General features: G+C 33.2%; 11 protein-coding genes and 3 pseudogenes. 8 read left to right on the top strand and 6 right to left on the bottom strand.

The features are described 5' to 3' along the window. Positions 1–4: 4 nt before the first annotated feature. Positions 5–1,729, bottom strand: a complete 1,725-nt coding sequence (locus BN1372_RS06950; protein ID WP_325062681.1) for a SulP family inorganic anion transporter — start codon at positions 1,727–1,729, stop codon at positions 5–7. A 531-nt stretch (positions 1,730–2,260) separates the two neighbouring features. Continuing rightward, positions 2,261–2,722, bottom strand: coding sequence for a hypothetical protein (locus tag BN1372_RS06945; protein WP_062198112.1), 462 nt, complete (start codon positions 2,720–2,722; stop codon positions 2,261–2,263). Between the two features lie 187 nt (positions 2,723–2,909). Between BN1372_RS06945 and corA the strand changes: the two genes are divergently transcribed. The 5 genes from corA (at position 2,910) to BN1372_RS06920 (ending at position 8,866) form a co-directional block, all read left to right on the top strand. Beyond that, complete coding sequence (gene corA, locus BN1372_RS06940; protein WP_062198111.1) at positions 2,910–3,863, top strand: magnesium/cobalt transporter CorA; 954 nt, start codon at positions 2,910–2,912, stop codon at positions 3,861–3,863. A 106-nt stretch (positions 3,864–3,969) separates the two neighbouring features. Then, positions 3,970–4,461: a nucleotide triphosphate diphosphatase NUDT15 gene (locus BN1372_RS06935; protein ID WP_062198110.1), complete on the top strand. Its 492-nt coding sequence runs from the start codon at positions 3,970–3,972 to the stop codon at positions 4,459–4,461. A gap of 56 nt (positions 4,462–4,517) precedes the next feature. Next, entirely contained in the window at positions 4,518–6,650 is a 2,133-nt protein-coding gene (gene recQ / locus BN1372_RS06930; RefSeq protein WP_147515349.1) for a DNA helicase RecQ, read from the top strand. Positions 6,651–6,791: 141 nt separating this feature from the next. Beyond that, positions 6,792–7,910: a KamA family radical SAM protein gene (locus tag BN1372_RS06925; protein ID WP_062198108.1), complete on the top strand. Its 1,119-nt coding sequence runs from the start codon at positions 6,792–6,794 to the stop codon at positions 7,908–7,910. Positions 7,911–8,053: 143 nt separating this feature from the next. Further along, on the top strand, positions 8,054–8,866 hold the full coding sequence (locus BN1372_RS06920) for a DUF4352 domain-containing protein (protein ID WP_062198107.1): 813 nt from the start codon (positions 8,054–8,056) through the stop codon (positions 8,864–8,866). Positions 8,867–9,180: 314 nt separating this feature from the next. Here BN1372_RS06920 and BN1372_RS06915 read toward each other — a convergent pair whose 3' ends face one another. The 4 genes and pseudogenes from BN1372_RS06915 to BN1372_RS06905 form a co-directional block, all read right to left on the bottom strand. Further along, on the bottom strand, positions 9,181–9,954 hold the full coding sequence (locus tag BN1372_RS06915; protein ID WP_062198106.1) for a CPBP family intramembrane glutamic endopeptidase: 774 nt from the start codon (positions 9,952–9,954) through the stop codon (positions 9,181–9,183). 264 nt (positions 9,955–10,218) lie between these two features. After that, positions 10,219–11,921: pseudogene (locus BN1372_RS15850) on the bottom strand (transposase); the annotation flags it as partial. A gap of 312 nt (positions 11,922–12,233) precedes the next feature. After that, positions 12,234–12,618, bottom strand: a pseudogene (locus tag BN1372_RS15495) (DUF4158 domain-containing protein). 62 nt (positions 12,619–12,680) lie between these two features. Next, a pseudogene (locus tag BN1372_RS06905) lies at positions 12,681–13,249 on the bottom strand (recombinase family protein). 459 nt (positions 13,250–13,708) lie between these two features. Here BN1372_RS06905 and BN1372_RS15490 point away from each other — a divergent pair. From BN1372_RS15490 to BN1372_RS06890, 3 genes are all read left to right on the top strand, one after another. Further along, entirely contained in the window at positions 13,709–13,942 is a 234-nt protein-coding gene (locus tag BN1372_RS15490; RefSeq protein ID WP_230198807.1) for a transcriptional regulator, SarA/Rot family, read from the top strand. Positions 13,943–14,185: 243 nt separating this feature from the next. Next, positions 14,186–14,320, top strand: coding sequence for a hypothetical protein (locus tag BN1372_RS15730; protein ID WP_325062680.1), 135 nt, complete (start codon positions 14,186–14,188; stop codon positions 14,318–14,320). Positions 14,321–14,651: 331 nt separating this feature from the next. Further along, the gene (locus tag BN1372_RS06890; protein WP_062198105.1) at positions 14,652–14,900 is read left to right on the top strand and encodes a hypothetical protein; all 249 of its coding nucleotides are present in this window, start codon (positions 14,652–14,654) and stop codon (positions 14,898–14,900) included. The last annotated feature ends 23 nt before the right edge of the window (positions 14,901–14,923 follow it).

Genomic DNA, 14,923 nt, shown 5'->3' with positions numbered 1-14,923 from the left:
TTTTTTACTTTGCTTGGATTTTTTCTTTTTTAAAACTTGCACATTCTTCAAAACTATTATAGTTGCATTTTTGACAAACGGACCGATCTATTATCGATAATGCATAGGTTAACGCTTCACCGGTACTTTTAAAAATATGATTAGCAGTTATTTTTTGATACAGACCACTCTTCATTAATAGTTCTAATGAGTCTTTTTGTAATCCCGACAGAAGAATGATACCACCTTGATTTTGAAAATCTTGAATAAACGTACGTAACTGATTTTCACCAGTCGCATCTATCATGGAAACATGCCTCATTCGTAAAATCATTACTTTTGGTTTGCGATTAATATTTCGCGTTAAGACTTGTTCAAATTTCGTTGCAGCGCCAAAAAATAAAGGTCCATGAATAGTATAAATCATAATTTGTGGACAACGATGTCCAGCTTTAATTGGATCTGGTGATACCTTTCCGTGATGTTCACTACTTGGAAGCACCTTTTCTACTTCCAATAGATGGCTCATGCGTTTGATAAATAAAACCATCGCTAATAAAAGACCTACTTCAACGGCTACGGTTAAGTTTATAAATACTGTTAATAAAAACGTAATCGATAGAACAAGAGAATCACTGTTTTTTAACTTTAAAATTTGCATCACTTCTTTTCGCTCACTCATATTCCAAGCAACAATCATTAATATACTAGCCATGCTAGCAAGTGGAATGTAAGATGCAAATGGTGCTAATACTAAAATGGTTACCAAAATAAAAATACTGTGAATGATACCAGATAAAGGACTTACTGCACCACTGTTTATGTTCGTAGCGGTTCGGGCAATTGCTCCGGTAGCAGGAATTCCTCCAAATAAAGGGGTTACCATATTTGCGACACCTTGACCGACTAGTTCTTTGTTAGAATGATGACGTGATCCCGTCATTCCATCTGCAACCACTGCTGATAATAATGATTCAATACCACCTAAGATAGCAATAACGAAAGCAGGCCCTAATAAGTCTATTATTAACTGCATATCTAGAGTTGGAAGATGTAAAGATGGCATTGATTGGCTGATACCACCGAATTTAGAACCGATTGTCTCGATTTCATTTGGATAAAAAATAGTTGCTACAATCGTAGGGATTAATAAGGCAATTAAAAGGACTGGTGCTTTTTTTGAAAATCGTGGAATTGTAATAATGAGTATTAATCCAATTGTAGCTGTTAATAAACTATATATATTTATCGTGTGTAAATGGCTCCATATTTCCTGCATATTTTCATGAAAGTATTCTTTTTTTGTTATATTTTGAAGACCAAAAAAGTTTTCAAGTTGACCGGTAAAAATAATAACCGCAATACCTGCAGTAAATCCAATGGTGACGGAACGAGGAATATACGTGATAAGATTCCCTAATTTTAAGATTCCCATTAACAAAAGCATGATTCCAGCAAGAAAGCCGGCAATTAATAACTTTTCATAGCCATATTGAATAACAATAGCAAGTAGAATTGGAATAAAGGCTCCTGTAGGCCCAGCAATTTGAAAGCGGGAACCGCCAATTAATGCGACTAAAAAACCAGCAATAATCGTTGTATATAGTCCGTATTCTGGCTTTACTCCGGATGCAATAGCAAAAGCCATTGCTAGTGGGATAGCAACAATTCCAACCGTAATACCTGCTATAAAATCTTTTTTTAAATCGCTTAATTGGTAGTGGTTGAAGCGATCATCTTTAAACAACATTTTCATCTCCCTATATTAATTGCTATTATAGAAAAATATCTATAATAGTGGTATCCGTAAAAACAATGGATAATGAATATTGTAGAACAATAAAAAAAGAGGTGCAAATGGATTTAGATTTGTTCATCATTTATTCATTATTTTTCTATACATATATTATTATAATTTATACGTTTTATCATAGTTAAAAGTAATAAACGATTTATTGATTATTGGTTAAAAATAAAAAGACTACTTTTAGGGCCTACTAATAGAGTATGGAGTCCAATCACTCAAACAAATTGATACCATAAATTAATACTTTTACAAAATGGGTTATTTCTCCTGCATAAAATAGAAAGAAATCAAAAATAGTCCCATCCTTAGTATATAGTAGATAGATGAAAGGAGTCGAACGTTTTAAGGTAACGTACTGTAAAAAAATTTCATATACCATATTAAAAATAAAAAACTCCTCAATTTTTAGAGGAGTTTCAGTACTTTTTATAAAATATAATAGTATAACAACTTGCTATTAAATAAATCTACTTTTTACCATGTTGTGTTTTCTAAACGGTTTGGATTATTTCGAATGGCAAAAACGAAAAATGGACTTAAAGAGCTAAGTGTGATGGCATTAAAAACGGTCATGATCGTAGCGTTAGTTGAATATTTTTCAAATAACCAATGCATAACGATAATATAAAAGATAACGAAAGCAATTGAATAAACACTACCAAGTATTGGAATCCAAGATAAAACCAAGTTTAAAAGACCGAGAATTAACAAAATCATTGGTGCATTAGTTCCTAATTTATGCTTTACTAGTTCCCCTAATGTGTAATATTGAGCGACTGGAATCCAAGCAAGCCAAGGGTTGTTAATGTTTTCTCTAACCGCCATTTTGTACAAACCTAAAGCTAAAAAGATATACAAAACCGCTATGATAATAAGGCCAATGAAGAAAAGCCCCATCATCCCAGCAAAGACAGCTGCATCCTCATTTGTATACATGTTTTTTCCTCCTTTAAATTAATAAAATTACAAACCAAACATATTATACTAGTAATTGAATATTTTTATCAATAAAATTTTGGGAAAAATATAAATATGATATAAAAGGACGAGAAGAATGTATGTGTAAACAATAGATGCTTCTAAGCAATGTTTCATGTACGATAGGAGAAAGGGGGGAGAATGTTTGATTCGAATTTTAGCTATTACCAATCAAAATGAAATAATCGATGATGCGTCAATAGACGATGTTTTTAGAAGTAAATACAAATGGATGTGGATTGATTTTCATCAACCAAACGAACAAGAGATAAAACTACTCTCGAATCCTTTAGCTTTTCATCCACTTGCGATTGAAGATTGTATTTATGATTCTTTACAACGTCCAAAGTTGGATTATTATGATGATTATTTGTTTTTAATCACCCATAGTTTAACGGGAGAAAATCATCAAAAACAAGAGGTGAATTTTTTTCTAAGCAATGAATTTATTGTGACTTATCACAATAATGAATCGAAAGAAATTAATACGATTTTTGCAGAGTGTGCACAACAAAATTCGGTAGAAAATTGGAATCCATATTTTGTGTTTTATCGAGTTTTGGATCAGATTGTCGATGAATATTTCCCGGTTGTTTATGCGTTAGAGGATATAATTGGTACTATTGAAGAACAATCTAGAAAACAGTCCATGGATACATTATTAGACGAATTATTTGAAATTCGGCATGAACTTTTAGTTGTGCGTAATAGTATAAATCCAATGAAGGAATTGTTATACCGGATATTAAACTCTCATCGATTACTCGGCATTCAGGAACGGAGTAAATATTTTTCGGATATCTATGATCATTTATTAACATTAGTAGAAATTATCGATAATAATCGAGAGATAACAGTAGATTTACGTGAAAGTTATCTTTCTTATAATAGTCATCAAACGAATCGAATTATGCAAATTTTAACGTTAATCACTACAATTTTTATGCCACTTACATTGATTGCAGGTATTTATGGCATGAATTTTGAGTATATGCCCGAATTAACGTTTCAGTATGGCTATTTCATTATATTAGGGATGATGCTTTTTATTGGAATTACGATGTTTGTTTTATTTAAAAAGAAAGGCTGGTTTAAATAAAAAATCCATTATTTTAAATGGTTTTAAAATAATTTATGCAAGGAATAAGAAGAAAATACCTAATCTAAAGTTTTATATATAAAAAATGCAAAAGAAAGGTGAGGAAATGCGATACTTATTTTGCCCAAAATGCGGAGGGAAATTAAAATATTCCCCTACTTCTATCCACCCTATATGTAGCGATTGTCATTTTATTTTTTATCAAAATCCAATTGTTGGTGTAGCAGCAATTGTTATTGAACAAGAAAAAATATTATTAGGGAAACGTGCCGGTAGTTACGAGGGGAAATGGTGTATTCCATGTGGCTATGTAGAGTGGGATGAAGATGTAAATGAAGCTGTAAAAAGAGAGTTCTATGAAGAAACGAATCTTTTCATTCATACGTGTAACATTTATACAGTTCATTCTAATTTCCATAATTCAAATCAGCATACAGTTGGTCTATGGTTTTTGACTACATCATATGAAGGAAACCTTCAAGCTGGTGATGATATAAAAGACGCTCGTTTTTTCTCTTATGATGAACTACCACCATTAGCTTTTCCAACAGATCGTTTGGTTATTGAACAATTAAAGCAAGAACAAAAAATAAAATAAATGGGTTACACATTTGTAAAGACAGTAAGATGGAAAGTGAAAGGAAGCGAATTCGATTGATAGAAACAGCAAAAAAAATGCTCACTACATATTTTGGTTATGACGAATTTAGGACTGGGCAAGAACAAACTATTCAACGTATTCTAAATAAACAAAATACTGTCTGTATCATGCCAACAGGTGGTGGGAAATCACTATGTTATCAAATCCCAGCTTTAATTTTTAAAGGTACAACACTTGTTATTTCTCCGCTCATTTCCTTGATGAAAGATCAAGTTGATACGTTAAATCAATTAGGTATTGCTGCTACCTATATTAATAGTTCCTTATCAAATAGAGAGATGAATGAGCGTCTAACGCTTGCAGCCCAAGGACGCTATAAATTAATGTACATTGCACCTGAAAGACTGTCTCAACCAACCTTTTTGGATCAATTAAAGGAAATGAATATCCCGCTTGTTGCCGTTGATGAAGCTCATTGTATCTCCCAATGGGGACATGATTTTCGTCCAAGTTACATGCATATTAAGGAGTTATATGATTTTTTACCGCATAAGCCAATTGTTTTAGCATTAACAGCAACAGCGACGAAACAAGTGCATCAAGATATTTGTCATACGTTGCATATTCCGTTGCAGCATACCGTTTTAACCGGTTTTGCGAGAGAAAATTTAACCTTTTCTGTATTGAAAGGCCAAGACCGAAAATCGTATTTGATGCAATATATAAAAGCACATAGAGAAGAATCTGGAATTATATATACCGCAACAAGAAAAGTTGCAGATCAAGTGTATGAACGGTTAAAAGCAAAAGGAGTAAAAGTTGCTCGTTATCACGGTGGACTAAGCGATCAAAAAAGAATGGAGGCTCAAGAATCTTTTTTAAAGGATGATGTATCGTTAATGGTAGCGACAAACGCTTTTGGAATGGGGATTGACAAATCAAATATTCGATTTGTCATTCATTATCAATTACCAAAAGATATCGAAAGTTATTATCAAGAAGCGGGGCGAGCTGGTCGTGATGGATTGCCGAGTGAATGTATTTTGTTTTTTTCTCCGCAAGATGTGCAAATTCAGCGTTTCCTTATCGAACAATCTTCTTCGCAACATCGATATGCATTTGAGTTAGAAAAACTACAGCAAATGATTGACTACTGTCATACTGAATTATGTTTACAATCTTATATTTTAGACTATTTTGGAGATACAAGTTCGCAAAAATGTGGGCGATGCCAAAATTGTATAGATCAAAGGGAACAAGTAGATGTAACGCAAGATGCACAAATGGTTCTTTCCTGTGTCATTCGATTACGAGAGCGATATGGGAAAACATTGGTCGCCCAAGTTTTGACTGGTTCAAAGAATAAAAAGATTATCGATTTGAAATTAAACAATGTTAAAACATACGGAATCATGAAACAAAAATCAGCTAAAGAGGTTGGAGAGTTTATCGATTTTTTATTATCTGAACAGGTATTGGCGGTAAAACATGGTGCTTTTCCTACTATATTTGTCACAGAATTAGGAAAGCAAGTCTTGCTTGGACAACAAACAATAACAAGAAAAGAACAAATGAAAATTCGAACTATGTTAGAAGAAGATCCATTATTTAATGAATTAAAAGCACTTCGGAAACAATTAGCTGAAAAAGAAGGTGTCCCACCATTTGTTATTTTTTCAGATCGTACATTAAAAGATATGTGTGAAAAATTACCGATGAATGAAGAAGAATTTCTATCTGTTTCGGGAGTGGGAGAATTTAAAAAAGACAAGTACGGTGCATTATTTGTGGACGTGATTGTTTGTTATTACGAAAAAAATCCAACTGTTATTGAAAGAAAACAAGAGATTAAACCAATTGCACCATCCATAAAAAAAGAAAAAGGTTCCCATTTAGAAACGTATACGCTATTTCAGGAAGGACTAGGTATAAAAGAAATTGCAACTAAAAGAAATTTATCTGAAACAACAGTGGAAAATCATCTTATTACATGTGCCGAACATGGATTATCGATAGATTTAAAAAAGTTTATACCAGATCCCTATATTTCGTTAATTGAGGAAGCAATTGCTCAAGTAGGAGTAGAGCGATTAAAACCTATCAAGGAATTGCTCCCGATGGAAATCACTTATTTTATGATTAAAGCATATCTAATGAAAGATAGAATAAGAAAAATAAACGTCTAAAAAGATAAAAAAGCGTATCGAATGATATGCTTTTTTGTCAATTAATTGATAAAAAATGAATAATTATTGAAAAATTTTAAAAATTCAATAATCTTTGTTATACTTAAGATGATCTCAATAATTGTCGAAAGGATGATGCAAATGGCGCAACCAAAATATATAACGAGTATCGAACAAATCGATCAGTTATCTGAGTTAACACGACTTACGTTGAAACCAATTACAGAAAAGTATGTCTTTCGTGCCAATGACTATTATTTAGGATTAATTGATTGGAAGAATCCAGATGATCCTATTCGAAAATTAGTCATTCCAAATGAAAATGAATTATTAGAATACGGAAGATGGGACGCATCAGATGAACATACTAATTATGTTGTTCCGGGCTGTCAACATAAATATAAAACTACGGCATTATTATTAGTATCAGAAGTTTGTGGTTCCTATTGTCGATATTGTTTCCGAAAACGCTTGTTTCGAAATGACGTAAAAGAAGTAATGTCAGATGTCACATCAGGTATCGAATATATTCGAAATACACCAGAAATAAACAATGTGTTATTAACAGGTGGTGATCCACTAATTTTATCTGCTAAAAAACTTAGAATGATCATCGAAGAACTCCGCGCCATTGAACATGTGAAAATTATTAGGATTGGTTCCAAATTACCCGCTTTTAATCCAATGAGAATTTATGAAGATCAAGAATTACTCCAAGTTATCCGTGACCATTCTTCCCCAGAAAAAAGAATTTACATCATGGCTCATATCAATCACCCTAGAGAAATCACAAAACAGGCAAAAAAAGCTTTTCAAGCATTACATGAAGCAGGTGCAATTGTCGTCAACCAAACCCCTGTATTAAAAGGAATCAATGACGATCCAGCCGTTTTAGGGGAATTATTAGATAAATTATCGTGGGCGGGAGTAACCCCATATTATTTTTTTATTAACCGTCCAGTAGCTGGTAATAGCGATTTCGTCTTAACGTTAAAAGAAGCATACGAGATTGTGGAAGGTGCGAAAGCTAGAACATCTGGTTTAGGAAAACGAGTCCGTTTATCGATGAGCCATACATCGGGAAAAATTGAAATTTTAGCAATTGAACATAACAAAGTATATTTAAAATATCATCAATCAAGAGACGGAAATTACGGTAAGTTTATGGTGTTAGATTGTCCAGATGATGCTACCTGGTTTGATGATTTACCAGGAAACGAGCAATATTGGACAAAACCAAAAAAGAAATTGAAGGTATGATGCTAATAGATGATTTTGTAAATAAAAAATCCAATTTTTAAATAAAAAAATTATTATATATATAAAATAGTAAAATATACAAATACTGTCCTTCCTAATTGTTATGTCTTGACAAGACAAACATAATAGGGGAGGATTTTTTTATGAAGAAGTATTTTATGTTTCTATCGCTACTATTACTTATTTTTTTAGTAGCATGTGGAAATGACTCGAAAGAGAACGGTCAATCAAAAGAAAAAGCATTATTAACAGAAGAACAATTTAATACGATGCTTACGAATCCAGATGAATACAAAAATCATCAAGTGAAGTTTTATGGCAAAGTGTTTACCGAGCCAGAAAAAAATGGCGATGAACTTGCATTTCAAGTTTTTACGAATCCTGAAAAGGCTGAAGGGAATATAATTGTGTATGCAGATGCAACGAAAGTTCAAGTAAAGACAGATGATATTGTGGAAGTATCTGGAAAGGTTATAGGAGGTTTTACAGGTGAAAATGCTCTCGGTGGAGAAATAACTGCTGCTAAAATAGAAGCGACAAAAGTAAAACAATCCGATTATATGACAGCATTTAGCCCGGCAGAAAAAACAGTAAAAATTGATCAAGAAAGTGATCAACATGGGGTTACTATTTATGTAGAGAAATTGGAATTTGCTAAAAATGAAACAAGACTTTATGTAACAGTTAAAAATAATTCTAACGAAACAGCTTCCTTTAACGATTATAGCGCAAAAATTATTCAGGGCAATCAACAATATGAAACAGATAGTTCCTTAAGTTATGATGAGTACGAATCAGTTAGTAGTGAAATACTACAAGGTGTTGAAACGTCAGGAGTATTAGTATTTCAACCATTACAAGAGAAAACAGGTGATGTTACAATTTATTTAGAAGCGGAAAATGAAAATTATGATTTGGAATTTGATCCATATACATTTAATGTACCGTTAAATTAAGTAAAATCCCCAAAGTCAGAGTATTTGGCTAAATTGGGGATTTTACTTTTTTGGTCGTCAAAAATATTTTAAAAAGGTATTAACCACTATTTCAAAATGTTAGATAGCATAAAGGAAAACCTAAATTGACTCATCTTATGACTAGTCGGAGAAACTCTGTGGAGATTAACCTTAAGACATAGGAAAGTACCTTTGCTTCTAAAAGAATTCTGAACAAATAGGCTTCTATTTTTGATAATTTAGTGTCAGTGTTAGTGGTTTTCCCTTAAGAGTAAAAGGCGGTTGTTAGAGAGAACAAAGATGGACGAGTAGATCTATTTATCGCTATATGAAGATTTTTTTAGGAGAAAAAGTACCATCACAAGAAAAATAATAGCCATTAAGATGCACTTTTCCATTTCGAGTTGGTCAACAGAAACCTTCATTTTTGTTCCATCACTTAAATAAAACACATTTAACATACCGTGCAAAATAGCTACTGGAAAAACAGATTTTTCTTTTTCTCTCAAAAAAGTAAGGATGTAAGATATAAAAAATAGAATTAAAAGGTAACTAGTGATTGTAGCGGAAGGATGAAGATATGGTTTATAAAAAATCGCAATAGGGAGGTGCCAAAGTGACCAAATTACCCCTGTAATACAAGCAGTTTTCCAAACATTATAACGTTGTCGCAAATAGTAATGATAATTTCCTCGCCAAACCACTTCTTCTAAAAAAGCTGATATACTACTAATAGAGATTCCAATTAGTAATAAAGGAATGAGTTGATGTAAATCAATAAAAAGAAAGTACCCTTTACTCGTTAAATAAAAATATAGATGCATTGCAAATCCTAAAAATAGTGGTAATAATATACAGATAATGATTGTTGAAACTTTAGTTTTTTTTATTGCAAAAGTGTGTCTTATAGGTATTTTCTTAAACATGTATTGATAAATGATGACTGTAAATAAAGGAATAAACATTGTGAGTCCTAAAAAATTACGCGCATTTTCAAATTGGATTAAAAGTAAGTGAACAGTGAGTGTAAAAAAATAAATCCAGATTGTTGTTATTATTACTACAGAACTTTTAATTTTTAAAATCACATCCTACACTAATATTTTTATATTTTAGGTTAATATTGGTTATATCATATTGTATCGTAATTGACGAATTGTTGTAAATTACAAAAAACCGCGATCATTATTATGGCATAGTATAATTAGGGGTCCTGCCGACAAAACGCAGATATTATACGCTAAGTGATTTTTCAAGAAATAAAGCTTTGAGTTTTCTACGCTAAGCCGAAAACTCAGGGCCTTTTTATATCCTTAGGGGAGGTAGAGCATGTATTGAATTCGATGTTTCAGCTATGAATATTCACCTAAAAAATTTATGTGTTCCCATCCCAATGGAAAGGTATGAGATAGCAATTCTTCTCTATATTTTCCTGGCGTTTTTGAATGTTCAGCAGCTTGAGTCAAATATACAGTATTCCAAATACTAATAGCATTAATAATCAGATTTAAGGCACTGGCACGCTGCAAATGATCTTGTAGCGCTCTTTCTCTAAGTTCCCCATGTTTACCAAAGAAAATAGCTCGTGCTAAGGCATTCATAGCTTCGCCCTTATTTAATCCACGTTGAATTCGCCGACGTAATGTTTCACTAGAAATATAGTCTAATATAAAGAGTGTTTTATCAATGCGTCCCATTTCTCGTAATGTAGTAGCATGGCTATTTTGTCGAGAGTAAGAACCTAGCTTCCTCATAATAAGAAAAGCAGAAACGGTTCCTTCACGAATGGTTTTTGTATTGATTCTTCCACGCAGCAACTTCCACAGTTCTAGATATTGATCTAGTTTTTCATATGAATAAAGTTTTGAATCTGCAAGGTCCCTTAGTCTTGGAGTAAACCGAAATCCTAACAAGTTGGTTAGTCCAAATACTTGATCCTTATAACCAGCCGTGTCTGTATAATGTTCTTCAATTTGCAAATCTGTCTCATGATGTAATAAACCGTCTATAACATGAACAGCATCTCTAGCGTTTGCATTGATTATTTTTGTATAAAAGCTAGAGAATTGATCACTAACAAACCGATAAATCGTTGAGCCTTTTCCGGTTCCATAATGAGGGTTCGCCTCGGCGAATAAAGATGAGACGCCTACTCGAACACGCATCCCATCTGAGGAAGAAGTTGTCCCATCTCCCCAGTGGGATGATAAATTTAGCTGATGCTGAAAATTCACTAAACCAGCCTGTGCTTTATTCAGAGAATCTTCATATAAGCGCCACTGTGAGGCTGTGGACATTTGTCTGTAAGAAACTTCTTGTGCTGCTTCTGCCAATCTTAGTAAGGCCTATGTTTGTTGCCATCGCCATAATAGCTGCCATGATTGCCGGCTTTTCTTCTTCCTTTGGGGGATGTAGCGTGGAAGCATGAAGAAACTGCTTGTCAAATCCTGCCCATTTTGCAACTTTCATGAGCAAATCGGTTAACTTTTCACGAGGTATCAGTTGATAGAGAGACAAACTATATTGTCGTGCTGTTTCTGGAACATTTTTCTCTAAATGATGGGCATGCAGCCGTCCATCTTCAAAATTAACCCCATCTAGTTCTGTGATATTTGCTTGAATCCGCTCAAGCCGCTTATGTAATGCTTCCATTTTCTCTGTTAAATATTCATCAAATGAAGGAGGTGCAGTAAGTCTATTAAGGTGCTTGCTTTGCCTCTTCGATAGAGTTCACGAAGTCTTCCCAAGGCAGAATAGCCTCTAAGGTCTCAAACGGATCCTTGCCTTGTTCTCTTGCTTGAATTAATGTTGTGCCCAAATCTGCAAAATGATTAACCTTTTCATTTGCATATTTTCCATTTAATTTCTGCATCTCTTCTTGAGTTTTACGCACTTTTGATTACAATAAGGTAATTTGTCAATCGTGTATTTCAAACGCATGGTCGGTAAGGTTTTGGCTAAGTTGTAGGAGATGTAAAATTAGAAGTGCAAACTTTTTATTTTCTTTAAACCTCCAGAATGAACGGGGCTCATATTTGGAACCCAAGCGTGCTAACTGCAAGGTTCGATTTAGATGAATTTCTTTAATATCCACATGAAGTTGCAAAGATTGTATGACTTGAAGACGTTGTATAACCTTTAAGAACGCATCTGAAGAAGATTGACCAGGAACCTCTCACTGCCAAGCAAGAGGCGTCATTGAATAGGTGAAACTGACGTCAAGTAATTGATTTAACTGTGATTTTTGAGATTCGTTTAAAGTAGAGACAATAGATTTTAAAATTTTCTCTTCTGCTCGTTGACGTGCCTTCCATACGATTCCCTCAATTGTTGTCATAGCTGGAAATATAACCTTTAGTTTTCTCAATTATTCAATAGTTGAACGAATCAAGTAATCTATATTCCCATTTTCAGGAGCGCATTGAAGAGTGGATTGTGTAATTATTCGATAGGTACCAAAGGACAAATTTTTGTATCCAGATTGCTGCCGAATTTCCTCTAAGTGTTCATTTCGAGTTGCGATTCGTTTCGTATACTGTGCATATTCTTCTGGGGAGACATTAATTTATTTTGCAATTTAATCGAAATTTGATTAGGAATGTCTTTAATTTGAAATAAAGTCCGTCCTGGATAGCGTAGAACGGCCAGCTGTAAAGCAATTCCTAAGCGATTATGATTTCTTCGGTGCTTTTGATAAATCCAAGCTCTTCTGAGGTAAAAGTATAGTGTCTTTCTATGTCATGTTCATTCATATCATCGGGAATAGACATAAATAGATTCCGATGGTCATGGGTCAAGAGTTCTTTCCCTTATGTTACACCTCCTTGTCAGCCAATTCTTTATTTCCTAAGTAATGATATATGTTGTTGCGCCTATTCCTGTAGCTTCTTTAATTTGAGATAAGGAGTAGTCGTTACTTTCATACATCTTTAGGGCTAATGTGATTTTTTTGGATTCAACCTTTGGTCTAGCTCCATTTCTTCCCCTAGCTCTAGCTGCAATTAGCCCGTCTTTTGTTCGTTCACTCATAATATCTCTTTCTAATTCATCTATACTGGCCAACATTCTGAAAAAGAATCGCCCTATAGCTGTTGTGGTGTCGATTTTATCTTGAAGGGACACGAAATGAATTTCCTTTGTTTCAAATTGTTCCATGAGCTCTATTAAATGTTTGGTACTACGACTGATACGATCTAATTTATAGATAACCACTGTATCACCTTTACACAGAACTTTAAGAAGCTCATCCAATTGAGGGCGACTTTTTCTCTTTCCTGATTCTTTTTCTTCAACAATCTGATCCACTTCATAATGGTTCAACGCATCGAGTTGTAATGATAATGATTGGTCCTATGTACTCACCCTTGCATATCCAAATTTCAAGACAAATTCCCCTCTTTCGTTATACATTTACTATACCAAAAAGGGCTTTGATGGAAGTATATTGGTAGTTAGATTTTGGTTATATATTTTACTAGTTTTTAATTACTTTCAGAAATTTTTTTTCCATAACCAAAAACGGTCGTTTATGGTATACCATCTCTAAATATGTCCTTACAAAATATCCATTCATCAATAAGGCGACATTAATTTTTAAGTGAGGAATTTTCCAGAATCGGGCCATTTAATTGAATAAGGTACAAGTTATATTATTTCAGTTCATATTATATCGTTTGTTACGATATAATCGGTTTAAACGATTTAAATTGGGGTGCTTATAGTGATTCAAGATATAAACAAATACTTTACTGACATTTATTTTAATTTACATCCTACACAAGAAGAAGTAATTTCACATCAAAGTGTCCGCATCTTACAAAGGGTTAAAAACAGCAATATGTCGTGATTCGTGACATTGCTGAGCAATTATCAATTTCACACAATACAGCATCGGAACATGTAAAAAAATTAGTGAGTAACGGTTGGTTGTATAAAGAGAGGTCGGATAAAGATCAACGTAAAGTATATTTATATTTAACAGACGTAGGTTCAGTAATATTAAGGAAGAATACAGAATTAGATGAAAATAAGCTTCAAGTAGCACTTAGCAGATTATCGACAAATGAAAGAAAATAGTTGAAGCATTTCGGCTTTTAAGTGAGGCGTCAAAATAATGTATTTGCTAATAAAAATTATAAGTTCAGTAGCCATTATTGGTATCCTTACGGAATTAACAAGAAGATACCCTGTATATGGAGGTATTATAGCTGCCTTATCGTTAATTAGTATATTAAGTACTATTGGTTAATAATTCAGGGAGAAACTACTCAAAATATCAACAAGTTTACACTCGGCGTTTTAGCAGGATTTCTAGCAACAATGTTCATGCTATTTGTAATGTATTTTGCATTAAAACAATCTGTTCATTTAACGCTAGTGATTTCATTAGGAATAGTCGGTTGGGCAATATTTTTAATAGCTCAAAAATATATAATGGCAGTATTTGTTTCGTAAAAAATTCTATAGTACTTAATATTCAACAATCGGGCGCATTAGCTTAATAGACCAAAATTTAAAAGTCGGTTCTTTAGCATACAGGAATTCGACTTTTTTAAGTTAAAATTTACTTAGAGTACAATATTTGCGTCTTGTCGGCAGGACCCCAATTAGCACCAATAAAAATTTCATTTACCATATTATTTTTAAAAAATTATGTACACACAAAAAAGTCTTGACATTATGAGAAAAAACGGTGATGAGAGTGTATGTTCTTTTTTGGGAGGCGATTAATATAAATCAAGTCAAAAGTTTTACTTCATATGTGCGGTGACATGATGATTTTTTTGTGGACAAAGTTGTTCGTTGGTTTGTCATGATTATTTTGATAGAGAAAAAATATATCGTAGACCATTCGTGTGATCCACCTTGGGATTTTTCTGGGCAGTTACTTTGCACTTATGAAAATTTTAGATTAACTGATTATGAGACATTACAAGATTTTTTAGAAAATGAGTATACTGGGCAGTCTATCGCATCATTTATGAGCAATTGCGGCTTTTTCACGAAACGTATGAAGAAAATTTGGATGCGATGATTAGTGAATGGTTACTACCATTA

Origin of the sequence: Massilibacterium senegalense, assembly GCF_001375675.1 — a bacterium.
Classification (GTDB): domain Bacteria; phylum Bacillota; class Bacilli; order Bacillales; family Massilibacteriaceae; genus Massilibacterium; species Massilibacterium senegalense.
Note: the sequence above shows the minus strand (reverse complement) of the source record. Positions and strands in the feature narration are given on the sequence as shown.